Annotated in this window: 16 protein-coding genes; all 16 read right to left on the bottom strand. The window is 66.0% G+C overall.

Annotated features, from left to right (window positions below; genetic code table 11):
- Positions 1-2 precede the first annotated feature (2 nt).
- Positions 3-1,100: a hypothetical protein gene (locus ACH488_RS07215; RefSeq protein WP_397323179.1), complete on the bottom strand. Its 1,098-nt coding sequence runs from the start codon at positions 1,098-1,100 to the stop codon at positions 3-5.
- On the bottom strand, positions 1,078-3,123 hold the full coding sequence (locus tag ACH488_RS07220; protein WP_397323180.1) for a flagellar biosynthesis protein FlhA: 2,046 nt from the start codon (positions 3,121-3,123) through the stop codon (positions 1,078-1,080). The genes ACH488_RS07215 and ACH488_RS07220 overlap by 23 nt, the downstream gene beginning before the upstream one ends.
- Positions 3,120-4,205, bottom strand: a complete 1,086-nt coding sequence (locus ACH488_RS07225) for a flagellar biosynthesis protein FlhB (RefSeq protein WP_397323182.1) — start codon at positions 4,203-4,205, stop codon at positions 3,120-3,122. The genes ACH488_RS07220 and ACH488_RS07225 overlap by 4 nt, the downstream gene beginning before the upstream one ends.
- Positions 4,205-4,963 (bottom strand): flagellar biosynthetic protein FliR, encoded by a 759-nt coding sequence (locus ACH488_RS07230; RefSeq protein WP_397323184.1) that lies wholly within the window; start codon positions 4,961-4,963, stop codon positions 4,205-4,207. The genes ACH488_RS07225 and ACH488_RS07230 overlap by 1 nt, the downstream gene beginning before the upstream one ends.
- Before the next feature lies 1 nt (position 4,964).
- Positions 4,965-5,240 carry a flagellar biosynthesis protein FliQ gene (gene fliQ, locus ACH488_RS07235; protein ID WP_397323185.1) on the bottom strand — a complete coding sequence of 92 codons (276 nt, stop codon included), beginning with the start codon at positions 5,238-5,240 and terminating at the stop codon, positions 4,965-4,967.
- Entirely contained in the window at positions 5,240-6,034 is a 795-nt protein-coding gene (gene fliP / locus ACH488_RS07240; protein ID WP_397323187.1) for a flagellar type III secretion system pore protein FliP, read from the bottom strand. The genes fliQ and fliP overlap by 1 nt, the downstream gene beginning before the upstream one ends.
- A gap of 95 nt (positions 6,035-6,129) precedes the next feature.
- Complete coding sequence (gene fliO / locus ACH488_RS07245; protein ID WP_397323188.1) at positions 6,130-6,633, bottom strand: flagellar biosynthetic protein FliO; 504 nt, start codon at positions 6,631-6,633, stop codon at positions 6,130-6,132.
- A complete protein-coding gene (fliN, locus tag ACH488_RS07250) occupies positions 6,634-7,338 on the bottom strand; it encodes a flagellar motor switch protein FliN (protein WP_397323189.1) in 705 nt (234 codons plus the stop codon).
- Positions 7,335-8,231 carry a flagellar motor switch protein FliM gene (locus ACH488_RS07255; RefSeq protein ID WP_397323191.1) on the bottom strand — a complete coding sequence of 299 codons (897 nt, stop codon included), beginning with the start codon at positions 8,229-8,231 and terminating at the stop codon, positions 7,335-7,337. Before ACH488_RS07255 ends, fliN begins: the two co-directional genes overlap by 4 nt.
- A 61-nt stretch (positions 8,232-8,292) precedes the next feature.
- Positions 8,293-9,114: a flagellar motor protein MotB gene (locus ACH488_RS07260; protein ID WP_397323192.1), complete on the bottom strand. Its 822-nt coding sequence runs from the start codon at positions 9,112-9,114 to the stop codon at positions 8,293-8,295.
- The gene (locus ACH488_RS07265) at positions 9,111-9,884 is read right to left on the bottom strand and encodes a motility protein A (protein ID WP_397323318.1); all 774 of its coding nucleotides are present in this window, start codon (positions 9,882-9,884) and stop codon (positions 9,111-9,113) included. Before ACH488_RS07265 ends, ACH488_RS07260 begins: the two co-directional genes overlap by 4 nt.
- Before the next feature lie 48 nt (positions 9,885-9,932).
- Positions 9,933-10,229: a flagellar FlbD family protein gene (locus tag ACH488_RS07270; protein ID WP_397323193.1), complete on the bottom strand. Its 297-nt coding sequence runs from the start codon at positions 10,227-10,229 to the stop codon at positions 9,933-9,935.
- A 125-nt stretch (positions 10,230-10,354) separates the two neighbouring features.
- Positions 10,355-11,527, bottom strand: a complete 1,173-nt coding sequence (locus tag ACH488_RS07275) for a flagellar hook protein FlgE (protein WP_397323194.1) — start codon at positions 11,525-11,527, stop codon at positions 10,355-10,357.
- Between the two features lie 49 nt (positions 11,528-11,576).
- A complete protein-coding gene (locus tag ACH488_RS07280; RefSeq protein ID WP_397323196.1) occupies positions 11,577-12,014 on the bottom strand; it encodes a flagellar hook capping FlgD N-terminal domain-containing protein in 438 nt (145 codons plus the stop codon).
- 18 nt (positions 12,015-12,032) lie between these two features.
- Positions 12,033-14,417: a flagellar hook-length control protein FliK gene (locus ACH488_RS07285; RefSeq protein WP_397323319.1), complete on the bottom strand. Its 2,385-nt coding sequence runs from the start codon at positions 14,415-14,417 to the stop codon at positions 12,033-12,035.
- Positions 14,417-15,043 (bottom strand): C40 family peptidase, encoded by a 627-nt coding sequence (locus ACH488_RS07290; protein ID WP_397323321.1) that lies wholly within the window; start codon positions 15,041-15,043, stop codon positions 14,417-14,419. The genes ACH488_RS07285 and ACH488_RS07290 overlap by 1 nt, the downstream gene beginning before the upstream one ends.

The raw sequence follows: 15,043 nt of genomic DNA on the forward strand, positions 1-15,043 counted from the left end.
TTTCAATGTACCTTTCCAAGGACGGGCGTGCTCGCTGGCTTGCCGTCCACCCAGCCCACAGGGATGCCCAGGGAGTCCACGGTTTCGGGCGTAGCGGTTTCCGAGGCGCCGATGACGGCCAGCGCCGATATCCCGGCCGGATCGGACGGAAGTGTTGATTGGGCAGCCAGCAGCGACTGGAGCCCCTGAACCCAGGCTTTGGTGTCCTCGGCCTTGCGTCGGGCATCGACCACCACCCAGAGCTGGTCTGCGAACAGGCTCGCGATGTGGGCAGCCTGCGTGGGTACGTCGCGCACGCGGCCCAGCCCGAACGCGACCACCACGCTCTGGCCGGTCAGCACCGCCTGGGCGCGTGCCGCCGTCGCGCTTTGACGCCCTTGGACGTGCAGGTGGCCAAACGCGCTCAGTTCGCCGGCTGTCCGGACGTCGGAGCCGCCGGCGGCAATGGACATCTCAAGGGCAGGCCCCAAAGCGTCGTCGCCCAGGCCCAGGAGGACAATGAGGTTGCCGTCGCCGGTGAGCGGCCGCGGCACCGTCGCGGATGGAGCGTCCGACGGCGGCAAGGCGGCCCCGGCGCAGGCGGGCACCGCAGGAGAGGACACGGCAGACGGAAACGCGGCAGACTCAGCCGCGACCACCGGAGCCGCCTCGAGTTCCTTACCCAGTTGCTCCAGCAAGCCCGCGAAATCGGGCGATGCGGTGGAGACCGGCGCCGGCTTGTGGAGTTCCATCTCCGCGGCGTCAGCCCGTTCCAGAAGCGCGGCAATGGCCGGACCGTGGAGCTGGTGGGCGTCGGCGGGACCGGCGGCAGGGAGAGGCGCAGCAGCCGACGCAGACACAACAGCCGGCCCAGGCGCGACGGTCAACCCAGCCGCGACGGCAGGCTGAGGCACCGAGGCCGGCCCAGGCGCAGCCGAATCCGCAGGCGCTTCCCCCACCTCCACCGTGGCCTCGAAGCGGGCAGCGGCAAACAGCCCAACAATCCCCGGATTCGTCACTTTCTCGGCGGCGACAATCCGTGCACCCGGCCCATATTGCTGGAGGGCCTTCTCGCGGATGGCCTCCAACGAGGCGCCCCTAAGCTTGAAGCGCTTCTGCAAAGCGGACCACCCCCACGGTTTCGATCCTGATATTGGCGGACGTCACTTCCCGGTACGAGAGGACGGGGACACCGCCGTCGGGAGTTCCCACAAGGCGGCGGATCGCAGGACGCAAGGCCGGCGCGCAGACGAGGACCGCCTGCCGTCCGGTGGCAGCGGCGCCCTCCACCGCGGACTTGAGGGAGGTCAGGACCGCGTCGAGCTTGGCCTGGCCCATCACGATCTGCGTGCCGCCCTCCGCCGGGCGCATGTCCTCCAACATGGACTGCTCCAACAGGGGATCGATCATGATCACGTTGAGGACCGAGCCGTCCAGGTACTTGGTAGCCAGCACGGGGCCCAAAGCGTGGCGAGCGGACTCGATCAGCGCCTCAGGATCGGTGGAGGCCTTGGCCCGCAAAGCCAGGGCCTCGTAGATGCGCGGGAGATCGTTGATGGGGACCTGCTCATCCAGGAGGCCCTCCAGGACCCGCTGGATTTCGGCGAGCGAGAGCAGCGCGGGCGTGAGTTCCTCCACGGCGGACGGGCTTTGCTTGCGGACTCCTTCGGTGAGGACGCGAACGTCCTCGCGGGTGAGGAGCCGCGCGGCGTTGGCGCTGATGATGGAGGACAGATGCGTGACCAGCACGGACACGCGATCGATCACGGTGGCACCGGTCATTTCGGCGCTGTGCCGCATTTCCGTGGGGACCCATTTGCCGTTCAAGCCAAAGACGGGCTCCACGGTTGCGGTTCCGGGGAGGGCGTCCAGGAATTCGCCCAGGGCCAGGAGCTTGCCCGACGGCGCCACTCCTCTTCCGGCTTCCACCCCGGCAATGCGGATGGCATAGGTGGAGGGCGGCAGGTCCATGGCGTCGCGTGTGCGGACGGGCGGGACAACGAGGCCAAGTTCCATGGCGATTTTGTGGCGCAGGGACCGGACCCGGGCCAGGAGGTCATCGGAGGCACCGGAGACGATGTCCACCAGGTCCGGAGCCAGCAGGATTTCCACGGGGTGGACGCGCATGTCTTCCATGAGCCGCTCGTTGGGGTCCTCCTCGGCTGCCACTGCGGCGTTGTCTGCTGCCTGGGCTGCCGCGGCTGCTTTCTGCTGGGCGGCAACCCGCCGCGATGCGATCACCAAAAGAGCACCCACCAGCACGAACGGCAGAATGGGCATGCCCGGGATGACTGCCATGCTCGCCGCAGCAAGGCCCGCGATGAGCAATGCATTGGGCGACTGCATCAGCTGCGAGGACGCCGTGCGGCCCATGTCCTCCTCGGCGTTGGACCGGGTGACGATCATGCCCGTGGAGACCGCCATGAGCAGCGCGGGGATCTGGGTGACCAGGCCGTCGCCCATGGTCAGCAGGCCGTAGGTGTTCAGGGCATCCACGGCGTCCTGGCCGCGCTGCAGCACGCCGATCGCGATGCCGCCCACAAAGTTGATGATGATAATGATGATGCCTGCGATGGCATCGCCCTTGACGAACTTGGATGCACCGTCCATGGCGCCGTAGAAATCGGCCTCGGCGGAAACTTCGGCACGGCGTTTGCGGGCTTCGGCATCCGTGATGAGTCCGGCGTTGAGGTCGGCGTCGATGGCCATCTGCTTGCCGGGCATGGCATCGAGGGTGAAGCGGGCGCCCACTTCGGCCACGCGTTCGGCACCCTTGGTAACCACCACGAACTGGATGACCACCAGGATCAGGAACACCACGGCCCCGATGATCAACGATCCGCCAACGGTCACCTTGCCGAAGGCCTCGATCACCTGGCCTGCGAACCCCTGCCCAAGGACAAGCCTGGTAGAAGCCACGTTGAGGCCCAGGCGGAACAGCGTCGCCACGAGGAGCAGCGACGGGAACACCGAGAAATCCAGGGGCTTCTTCACGAACATGCTGGTCAACAGGATCAGGAGGGCCAGCAGGATGTTGCACACGATCAGGAAATCAAGCATCGGCGCAGGCAGCGGAACCACCAACAGCAGCACGATGGCCACGATCCCTACCGGCACTGAAAGCCGGGCGAACTTGTTGTTCATGCCAGCAAACCTTCCTTCATGCGATGGATTCCGCGTGATGTCCCGCGGTTCTTCAGTGACATCACGAACGCCAGGACCGCGGCCACCGACCGGTACAGCTCCACGGGGATCTCCTGTCCCAGTTCACAGGCCGAATGCAGGGCACGCGCCAACGGGATGTCCTGCACCATGGGCACGCCCTTGCTCTCGGCTTCCTCCCTGATGCGGGCAGCAATGACCCCGGCCCCCTTCGCCACGACGCGAGGTGCCGATTTGCCGGCGTCGTACTTCAACGCAACCGCCACGTGCGTCGGGTTCACCAGCACGACGTCGGCGTCCGCGATCGAGGCGATCATGCGGTTGCGGCTCATGCTCAGTTGGCGGGAACGCCGGTGGGACTTGACGAGGGGGTCGCCATCGGTGTTCTTGTTCTCGTCCTGGACTTCCTTCTTGGACATCCGGGTCTTCTTCCGGTTGCGGCGCATCACCACGAAAATATCGGCCGCTGCCAGGATGAGACCAGCCACCACGGCAAACTGGATCAGTGCGCCGATCCCGCCTGCGGCAGCGGCAAGCACGCCCGCCACCGGCAGGCCGCCCGCGGTCAGGAGCACGGGCATCAGCCCCTGGATCACGGTGTACAGGACCAGACCCACGACGGCGGTCTTCAGCAACGCCTTGACGCCACCCCATAGTGCCTGCGCACCGAACATCCGCTTGAATCCTGCGAGCAGGTTGAAATGCTCGAACTCGGGGCGGAATTTCTTGAAACGGATCCCGCCCTGCAGCGCGGAGCCGGCCAGGACCACCACGGTGACCACCAGGAGCAGCGGGCCGAGGATTCCGCCGAGGGAACCCAGCCCGGCCTCCAGCGCGGCAAGGGCTTTGGCGGGGTCGGGATCGGCCATGACGCCCTTGACCGTGAACAGTTGGTCCACCGCCGCGTTGGACGCGTGGTCGATGGTGGCGGGCAGCATCGCAGCGGCGCCGCCTACCGCGAGCCAGGCCATGAGGTCCTGCGACCTGGAGAGCTGGCCCTTCTGCCGGACCTCGCGCATGCGCTTGTCCGTGGCTTGTTCAGTCTTCTCCTGCGAATCCGCCACTAACCCACCCCCAGCACGGTCCGTGCGGCCAACTCGGCCAGGCTCGCGACCAGTCGAGGCAAGGCCAGGAACAGGAAGCCCGCCAAGGCCAGCGTGATGAAGATCTTCAAGGGGAACCCGAGCGAGAAGGCGTTCAGCGCCGGCGCCACGCGCGTCAGGAGACCAAGGCCGACGTCGGCCAGCACCAGGACCACCAGCAGCGGGCCTGCGATCTGGACCGCGGAGATGAACATGCCGGTCACCGCGCCGATCATCGCGTCCACCGGTTTGCTGAGGTCGATGCCGCCAGCCAGCGGGAGCGCGTTGAAGCTGCCCGTGAGGCCGCCGATGACCAACTGGTAGCCGTCCGAGGCGAAGAGCAACGCAAGGGCGGCCATCTGCAGCAGCCGGGTGAACTGTGCGCCGTTGACCATCATCTGGGGGTCGAAGGCCTGCGCCATCTGGAAACCGCTGAAAAGGTCGATCAGGCTGCCCGCGGACTGGATGGCGGCAAACACGGCCATCACCAGGAAGCCCAGGACCAGTCCCGTAACGAGTTCCAGGATGACTGCCGTGATGAAGCCTGCCGTGTCTTTGGGGACGGCGTCGGCGGAGAGCCGCTGCGAGACAGCCAGGCCCAGGCCGATGCCGAGCATGGCCTTGATCCGGGCAGGAATGGCGTGGTGGGCAAAGGGCGGAGCCACCACCAGGAAGGCCGTCATGCGGACCGAGGCCAGCAAGAGGACCTGGATCCAGGACTGGTCGATGGGGATGTCCACCTCACGCGCCACCGATCAGCCCGGGAATGCGGGCGAAGAGCTCGTTGGTGAACGTGACCATCTCCGAGATCATCCAGTGGCCGCACACCACCAGGGCGATGGCTACTGCCACGGCCTTCGGGACGAAGGAAAGGGTGGCCTCCTGCAACTGGGTGATGGATTGCAGGAGCGAAATGGCCAGGCCAACCACCAGCGCGGTGACCAGCGTGGGCGCGGCCAGCTTGGCGGCCACGATCATGGCCTGGAGACAAATGTCCAGGACGGCGTTGGTATCCATCAGCCGCTCGCATAACTCTGGATCAGGGACGTGATCACCAGACCCCAACCGTCCACCAGCACGAACAGCAGGATCTTGAAGGGCAGCGAGATCATCACCGGTGGAAGCATCATCATGCCCATGGACATCAGGGCCGCCGAGACCACGAGGTCAATCACCAGGAACGGAATGAAGATCACGAAGCCGATAATGAACGCGGCCCGCAGCTCGGAAATCATGAAGGCCGGAACCAATGTCTGCAACGGAACGGCCTCGGGGTTGGCCGGGTTCGCCATGTTGGCGGCCCTGGTCATGAGGGCGATGTCTTCTTCGCGGGTATGGACCAGCATGAAGTGCTGCAGCGGCGTCCACCCGGCGGACATTGCTCCGTTGAAGTCCAGTCCTCCGTTCAGGTAGGGCTGGACCGCCACCGTATTGATGTCAGAAACCACCGGCCACATGACGAACAGGGAGAGGAAGAGGGCCAGTCCGGCGAGGACCTGGTTGGGCGGAATAGCCGGGAGGGACAGGGCATTCCGGGTCATGGCAAGCACCACGAAGATCTTGGTGAAGGAGGTCATCATCAGCAGCAAAGCCGGGGCCACGGACAGCAAGGTGATCCCAATGAGCGTGACCACCGCCGAGGAAGGTGTGCCGTCCAGGCCGTTGATGTTGATGCTGACGTTGCCGCCAGACTCCGGTGCCGCCGGCGGGGTGGGCGGAGTGGGAGCAGTGGGATCGATGGGCGCCGCATGTGCCGCAGCCGCACCAACCCACACCAGGACGACGGCAAGCAGGAGTGCCCACAGCGCCACCAGCCACACCCGCTGAGCCGGGCGTGGCCGTTTTGATGTTGCTGGCTGTTGTGTTGCCGGGAGGAAACCGAAGACCCCGGAACACACGGAACGGATCAATTGCGGCGTCCCCTGAAGGCATCGGAGGCCTGGCGCCACGTGGAAGCGGAAAGGATGGAACCGTGCAGCGGGTGGGCCTGGGCCGGTGTCCGCCGGTGCAGGTCCGCCCGGCGCCGGACCACGGGAATCTGACCTGTGACCAGCTCAGTCCGGGGTACAGCTTCCGCCGACGCCTGCCGGAAGAGCTGGGCGAAGCTTTGCTCCTCGATGATCTTCTGCGGTGCGGATTCCACCACCTCGGACGCAACCACAGGAGCGTCGCTGGTGTGCAGGACCGTGACATTGTGCTCGGTGACGCCCAGCAGGAACCGCTTGTCTCCCGCGTCCACCACCACCACGGAAGCCTTCTGCCCCAGGGCCTGGCGGCTCACGACGCTCAGCGTGGAATCGGCACGGCGACGGCCCTTGCCTTTGCCGAGCCGCTTCTGGACCAGCCAGATGACGCCCAACACGGCGCCGAGGGCGACGACGACGCGCAGCCCGAGGATGAAGGAATCCATCTACAAGGTTCCCTCTGCCCCGTCCAGGATGCGCGTGATGCGCACGGCGTAGTCCTGGTCCACCACAACCACTTCACCGTGCGCGATCAGCCTGCCGTTGAGCAGGACATCTGCAGGAGCACCCGCCGAACGGTCCAGTTCAATAACTTTGCCTGGCTCCAGCGCCAACGCTTCGCGCACGGACATCCGGGTCCGGCCAATCTCCACGGTCAGCGCCATCTCCACGTTGCTGATCAGGCCCAGGCGGGCACCCAAGTCATCCTGCCCGCCGCGGGAGGGACCGGCGTCGTTGTTCCGCACGCGGACGGCGAACCACCCAAACGGAGCTCCGCCGTCGTTGATCTCGAAAACAACGGTCTCCGGATCGGCCAGCAACCCGGAAGCGTCTTCCTCGCGCAACTCCCCCAGCACCCCGGCGTCGAACGCGGACGCTGCCTGCTCCAACGCGGGACGCAAGACGTCGCCTGCCGAGAACTGCGCCCCCACCACGGCTCCGCTGGCTGCGGCCAGGAAGGAATTGTCCACCAGCAGCAACGCAAAGTCGGCCGTGGAGGCGCCCACAAACGTCGCAGTGACCGCAGGTGAGGCGTAGGCAGCAGCCGCTTCGGCGGGGACAATCCCCGCCACCGTCAGCAGCGACGAAGCCGGCAGGTGCTGGGCCAGTCGTTCGGCTGCCGCTTCCTGCAGGGTCAGGGTGATGCTCATCGCTGGTGCTCCTCGGTTGTGACAATGACGGCCGCGGCGCGGGAGCCGTGCCTGGCGGCTGCGGCAGTGGCCAGGCGGGTGCCGTTGATGGTGACGTCGAACGGCCGGTTTTCCAGGTGCGGAAGCGGCAGGACGTCGCCGACGGCGAGTTCCAGGATCTGCGCGGGAGTCACCTGTGCGGGGGTCAACTGGATGGCGACGTCGACTGGTACCTGGGCGAGCTGGGTGCGGACCAAGGCCTCGTTGTCCACGCTGTGGACGGTGGGGTTCACGTCGCCCAGCTTGCTGAGCAGGACATCCGCGGGAAGGGCGAGGGTGGCGGCACACTGGGTCTCGCCAACGTTTACGCTGAAACCTGCCACGATCATCAGCTCGGAAGGTGCAGCCGCTTGGGCGAACTGGGAGTTGTACTGGATGCCGTCCATGGTCACGGACTGCGTCAAGAGGTTGCCCAGGGAGTACTTCAGGTCCTCAAGGACCTCCTCCACCATGCGGGAGACGAGGGCATGCTCGATTTGCGTGAACTTCCGCTCGGGCACGGCCGTGTCCGCAGAGCCACCCAGCATGCGGCTCAACCAGGACAAGGCCGCCGTTGCCGGGAACTGGATTACCAGGCGGGAATCGCTGTCCTCGATCCGGCACAGCACCATGGAGGTCACCGAGGGCAGGGAGGCGGAGTACTCGTCGTAGCTCTGCATGCTCAACTGCTCCAGCGTGGCCGTGGACTTCAGCCTGACCTTGGCCGTGAGCTGGGTGCCCCATTGCCGGGCGAACGTCTCGAAAGCCACTTCCAGGACACGGCTGTGCTGGCGGGGCAGGGTTGTGGGCCTGCGGAAGTCATAGACGTCCACAGTGCGCTGGCGTTCGGCCGCGCGATCTTCCTGTTCTCCCACGGATGGCACTATCGGCAGGTAATTTGCGCGTGTAAGGCTGTTTTATCCCCCGGTTTCCTGCCTACTTCGCTGCCTTGGCCGCAGCCGCCGAGTCATGCGTCTGCGCCTCGATGGCTTGCGGGATGAGCGCGCGGATATCCTCCGGCCGGTTCGACACCAGCACCACGTCCACCCGCCGGTTCAGTTCCATGAGCTCTTCGGTGGAGTCGTCCGTCACCTGCCGTGCCGAGCCGAAGGCGACAGCCCCGATCTTGGCTGCCGGCATCCCGGACTGGTCCACGAAGAACCGGAGGACGTTCACCGATCTCGCCGCGGACAGTTCCCACGTGGAAGCGTAGGCGGTGTACCCCTTGGCCGCGTGGCCCTCGATCATCACTTCGAGTCCGGAACCAACAACGGTTGGCGCAATGGCCGTGAGGATCTGCACGGCCTTCGGCGTCAGGTCCGGCATGTCCGGCTGGAAGAACGTCTGCGAGCCCACCAGTTTCACCGTGAGGCCCCGTTCCCCCACTACGAATTCCACGTTCTTGTCCAGGCCTTGGGATTGGAGTTGGGTCTGCATGGCTCCCTGCAACGCAGTGAGTTTGTTGACCTCCTGCGTGGCCAGGTCCAGTGGGGAGAATCCTTCACCATTGGAGGTAGTCAGTTCGCCGGGGACCACCACGCCGCTGGCCGTGTCCACCTTCTGGCTGATCTCCGTCCCGAAGCCCGTGGCCAGGGAATTCCGGAGCTTCTCGAACTTGATCTGGTCCACCGAAGACATGGCAAAGAGCACAATGAACATGCACATGAGCACAGTGACCATGTCCATGTAGGACGCCATCCAGCGCTCGTCCACGTGGTGCTCTTCGAGTTGCGCCCCGCGTTTCCTGCGCGACCTCATGCGGCCCTGGACGCTGTCAGCTTGCCGGTCTTGCCGCCGTCGTCCGCTTTGTCCTTGCTGCCTTTGGACTTGGACTTGGGGTCCGCCGGAACCATGGCGCGGAGGCGCTCGGCCAGGAGCAGCGGCTGGGTGCCGTTCTGCACCGCGAGCAGGCCCTCCATGAGCAGGTTCATCCGCTCCACCTCAAGCTCGGAGAGGCGCTTGAGCTTGGCGCTGATGGGGAGCCAGATGAAGTTGGCCGAGAGCAGGCCCCAAAGGGTGGCGACGAAGGCGGCGGCGATCATCGGGCCCAGATGGTCCGGCGAGGACAGGTTCTCCAGCACGTGGGTCAGGGAGACAACCGTGCCGATGATGCCGATGGTGGGCGCATACCCGCCCAAGGCTGCGAAGAACTTTGAGGCCACGTGGTCGGCGCGCATGCGGGTATCGATCTCGTCCTCCATGAGGAGGCGGAGTTCCTCGGCATCCGTGCCGTCGGCGATGTTCTGCAGGGAGCGGGCAAGGAACGGGTCCTTGGCGTTGTTGGCTTCCTCCTCCAAGGACAGCAAACCCTCGGTGCGGGCTTTCTCCGCCAAGCGGACCAGTTCATCGATGCTCGCGCTGGCCTTCGCCGGCTTGCCCATGAAGACCTTGGGGACCTGCTTGAAGGACTGGATGACGTCCGGGAGGGTGTTGCCGGCCAACCCCACGGCAATCGTTGCCCCGAAAACCAGCACCATGGGCGCCGGCAGGAGCAGCGACATCAGGTTGGCGTGCTCCAGGGTGACCATGACCACCACGGAGGCAAAGGCGAGCAGCAGGCCGATGATAGTCACGGGCTACCTTCCGTTTCGGGGGGTGTGGTCTTCGGGTCCTGCTTCCGCGTCCGGCTCCCGTGTTGGCTGCGGCACCAGGCTCAGCGGGTACCCCGTCACCCTGGGCAGGTCCTGCGCCCGTCGCAGCACGCCCGCACGGTATTCCGCGATCAGCTCCACCACCTCAACCAGCGATTCGCGCACCACGTAAGCGGCGCCGTCGAGAGTCACCAGATGCGTATCCGGACTTTCGTGGATCCGTTCCAGGATGTCCGGATTGACGGCGAAGCGTGTGCCGTTGAGGCGGGTGACGACGATCATGGGCTGTTCTGCTTTGGTTTGGGGCGGCTGTACTCCCTACTGTCGGCCGGGAGGGGCGGAGCGTTAGCGGATCCCGCCCTGTTGGTCCATGCGGGTTGACCAAAGGGGCGGGATTCCGCTGCCGCTTAGCGCTTCAGGTTGCTCAGTTCCTGCAGGACCTCATCCGAGGTGGTGATGATGCGGGCGTTCGCCTGGAAGCCGCGCTGGGCCACGATCAGGTTGGTGAACTCCTGGGACAGGTCCACGTTGGACATCTCCAACGAACCCGAGGTAAGGGAACCCAGGCCGGCATCTCCGGGGACACCCAGCTGGGCTGCGCCGGAGTTGGCCGTGGCAACGTAGGACGAGCCGCCGGCTTTCTCCAGGCCCTCGGCGTTGGTGAACTTGGCCAGCGCCACCTTGGCCAGGACCTGGGTGCTGCCGTTGCTGAAGGCGCCCACCAGGGAACCGTCGGCAGCCAAGGTGAACGACTCGAGCTTGCCGGCCTCGGCGCCGTTCTGGCCCGTCACCGTCAGCGTGCTCATCTGTGCGAACCCGGTGACTGCGCCGAGATCAACGTTGATCCCGCCCACCGTGAGGGTCCCGCCCGACGTCAAAGCACCATTGCTGAATGCGAGGGCGCCGGATCCCGTGGCACCGTTGGCGTCAGTACCGGCAACGCTCCAGCCCGTGTTCGTGCGGCTGAACGTGAGAGTGAGTGCGCGCTCAGCGCCGTTGCCGTCGAATACCTTGACCTGGCGCTCCAGCGAGGTGCCCACGGCTGCGTCCGACGGCAGGTTGCCGCCCAGTGAGGCGGCCGTGGTGGCCACTGCAGGAGCAGTAGTGTTCGGGGACAGCGTGATTGGACCAGTGAGTCCTCCCACGTTCACCGCGCCATTGGTGGCGGACCAGCCCTGGAGGATGCCGCCGTCGGGCGTGGTCAAACGGCCCGCCGCATCCAACTGGAAGTTGCCCGCGCGGGTGTAGAACTGCTGGGTTCCCTTGGCCGTGACGAAGAAGCCCTCGCCCGAAATCATCAGGTCCGTGCCGCGACCGGTGCTCTGCGACGAACCCTGTCCAAAGTTGGTGCTCACGCCAGCCACCCTTACACCCAGGCCCACCTGGGCGGGGTTGGAGCCGCCCGTTCCTTCCTGGGGTGCCGCGGCGCCCTGCGTCATCTGGGACAGAGTGTCCTGGAACTGCGCGGACGATGACTTGAAGCCCGTGGTGTTGACGTTGGCGATGTTGTTGCCGGTGACGTCGAGCATGGTCTGGTGGGCGCGGAGGCCGGAAATTCCGGAGTAGAGCGAACGGAGCATGGTGTTGCCTTTCTTCGGGGGTCTGTGTGTGGTGCTGTGTTCAGGGTGTTTAGGCGGTGGGTGTCCCGGCGGTGGGTGTCCCGGCGGTGATGCCGGTGATGTTGTCCAGCGGGACCTTCTTGCCGCCGATGCTGACCAGCGGAACTCCGTCAGCGAAGGACACTGAGGTTGCGACGCCGGATCCCTTGGTTCCATCGGCGAGCGCGTAGTCCACCGTGGTCCCGATGATCTGGGCCGCAGCCGTGCGCATCTGGAGCGAGAAACTCTCCTTGGAACCAGCCGCGAGCTCGGTCATTTTCTCCATCATGGACAACTGGACCGACTGGCTCATCATCTGGTTGGTGTCCATCGGCGCGCTCGGATCCTGGTACCTCAGCTGCGTTACCAGCAACTGCATGAAGACCTCGGAATCCAGCGTCTGGACGGGCTTGCGCACGGTTTGGCCGGTGGTGGCCTGTACTGCGCTGGGTATGGCTTGGACGGTCATGCTGTTCTCTCCTTTGCGTCAGACGAGGATGTCGAGCCGGTTGGTTTCGGGGTCTTGCTTTGGCTGCTCCGGTTCACGTCCGGTTGCGATGCTTCGGGGCACCGGTGCTTGGAAGGCCGGTTCGTGGCGTCGTTGGCCTCCCCTGTCCGTAGGGGCATCCTGCGGGTTGTCGTGAGGACTGTCCTGCGGGCTGTCCTGCGACGACAAGTTCAGTGTGGCCCCGGCGTCCTCCAGGCCTCGACGCAGTTCCGGCAGCACGTGGCGGACCGCTTCCCGTCCGGCGTCCCCCGCGGCGAACAGCTCGATCCGCACGCCCGCGTGGTCGATGTGCGCCCGCACCGTCAGCGGCCCCAAATCCTCCGGTGACACCCGCAGCGTCATCACGTGCTCCCCGGGCTTGGCCGACGCCAGCGCGAACAGGGGTTGGGCCAGCTGGTGGTTCAGGGGCTGGTGATTCGGTGGTTGTTGGTGCAGCGGCTGGTGGTTCGGTGGCTGCGTGGGCTGGGCCTGCGTGGGTTGCACTGGTGTGGCTTGGCCTGGTGCCGCTTGGCCCGGTGTCGCTTGGACGAGCACAGCCTGGTCCGGTGCGGCTTGGCCCGGTGTGGCTTGGACGAGCACAGCTTGGTCCAGAGCAGCCGACGACGTGGAGCTCACCCGATTGGACATCTCTGACCCCTCGACAACTCCAGCGAGCGCAGCATCACCTTGGCCGCCGCCAACGCTTGCCCCACCGGTAACAGGTGCTCCACCAGCCACGGCCGAGCTTCCGCCCACCCCACTGAGCACAGCAAAACCTTGGCCACCGCCAACGCCTGTCACACCGGCACCAGGTACACCAACAGGCACCGCCGATGCGGAGCCCGCCTCGGCCATCCCGCCATCGGCTGAGCGTGCCGCAGAGGCACCCGCCGGCCCCGGCCCGCCAACCACAGCACCACCCCGGTTTGCCTTGGAGGGCGTCCCACCAGCAACAGGCACGCCGGTACCGGACACGGGGCTCGAAGCCGAGCCCGTTTCGATGCCCCGCTGCGGATCATGCCGTGCGCCCGGCACACCCTGCAGCGAAGCCACGAATCGGCCAGACGTAACCTCAACTGCATCCGAGCCCGAACCGGCCAAGGACCCACCACCGGGCATCGCCGACGCGGAGCCCACTCCACTGGACATCCCTGAGCCCTCGACAACTCCACCGAGCGCAGCACCCTGGCCACCGCCAACGCCTGCCCCACCAGCAACAGGTGCTCCACCAGCCGCGGCCAAGTTTCCGCCCACCCCACTGATCGCAGCGTCCTGGCCACTGCCAACGCCTGTCCCGACAGCACCAGGTACACCGCCGGTCAGGGGACTCGAAGCCGAGCCCCCTTCGACGGCTTCCTGCTCAGTAGATGGCAGGAGTCGTCTAATGGACAGCGGATCGTCTACGTGGACGGTGGACGACGCAGCCTCGGAGGCCGATTCGATGCCCCGCTGCCGATCATGCCGTGCGCCCGGCACACCCTGCAGCGAAGCCACGAATTGGCCAGACGTAACCTCAACTGCATCTGTGCCCGAACCCGCTGCAGACCCGCCGGACACAGCCGGTGTGGAGCCCACTCCGCTGGACTTACCCGAGCCCTCGACAACTCCGGCGAGCGCAGCCAAACCTTGGCCACCGCCAACGCCTGCCCCGCTAGCTACGGGCACGCCGGTACCGGACAGGGGGCTCGAAGCCGAGCCCGTTTCGACGGCTTCCTGCGCATTAGATGGCAGGAGTCGTCTAATGGACAGTGAGTCGTCTAAACGGCCGTTAGACGATGCAACACCACCGCACGCAACCTCAACGGCATCTGTGCCTGAACCGGCCAAGGACCCACCAACAGGCACCGCCGACGCGGAGGCCGGTCGAGCATTCCCGGCACCACCCTGTCCACCGCTGGCGACTGTCCCGACAGCACCAGGTACACCGCCGATCAGGGGGCTCGAAGCCGAGCCCCTTTCGACGGCTTCCTGCGCAGTAGATGACAGGGGTCGTCTAATGGACAGCGGATCGTCTAAATGGACAGTGGGCGACGCAACATCGTAGGCCGGTTCGATGCCCCGCTGCGGATCATGCCGTGCGCCCGGCACACCCTGCAGCGAACCCACGAATTGGCCAAACAGAGCCCCGGATGCAGCAGCCCCGGATGCCGCCTCGGACGACGCGGCCTCGGAGGACCCTACCCCTGAACCCGCTACCCCTGAACCCGCTACCCCTGAACCCCCGGAGCCCGCACCACCGAAAGCCCCGGGGCCTTCGCTCGCGCCAGGGGTCTCCAGCATCCCGCCCAGGACGGCATCGAAGGACCCGTCCGCAACGCCGGAAGCATCCGTGCCACCAGCAAGGCCCGCCAGGGGACCCTTCGGGGACCAGCCGAGCACCTGCATCACGAACCCCCAGCCGGGACGATCCTGCGGATGGAGGTCAGGTTGGAGTACTTCTCCCAGGCATCGCGGATCTGGATGGTCTGTCCGGGGACGGGCGCATCGATGGCCTTGCCATTCCCCAAGTAGATGGAGATGTGGTTGCCGCCGTAGCTCACCAGCAGGTCCCCGGGCTTGGCCTCGGCGAGGGAGGCAACCGGCGTGCCTTTCTGCATCTGGTCGCTCACCACCCGGGGCAATTCAACGCCCAGGTCCTTGAACACCCTCTGCACAAAGCCGGAGCAGTCCATTCCCGTAGCCGGGTTGGTCCCACCCCATACGTAGGGCACACCAATGTACTTCTTGGCTGCAGCAACCACGGCGTCACCCGTGACTCCCCCGGCGGCGCTGCCGGTAGCGGCAGAAGGGGCGACCGCCGTCGTGCTTCCTGCGGCGACCGCCGTCGTGCTTCCCGCGGAGAGCAGGGCGGAAACGTCGGTGGTCCCCATCGTCGAACTGAGCACCGAGGCAAAAGAGGCGGAAGAGGCGGAAGATGCAGGTGCGGCACCCGAAGCGGCAACAGCCGAACGCTCGGACAACTGCTGCAGGGACGCCTCAATGCTCTGGATCCGGCCCAGCGCCTCAACCAT

The organism is Paenarthrobacter sp. NPDC018779 (genome assembly GCF_044391085.1).
Taxonomy (GTDB): domain Bacteria; phylum Actinomycetota; class Actinomycetes; order Actinomycetales; family Micrococcaceae; genus Arthrobacter.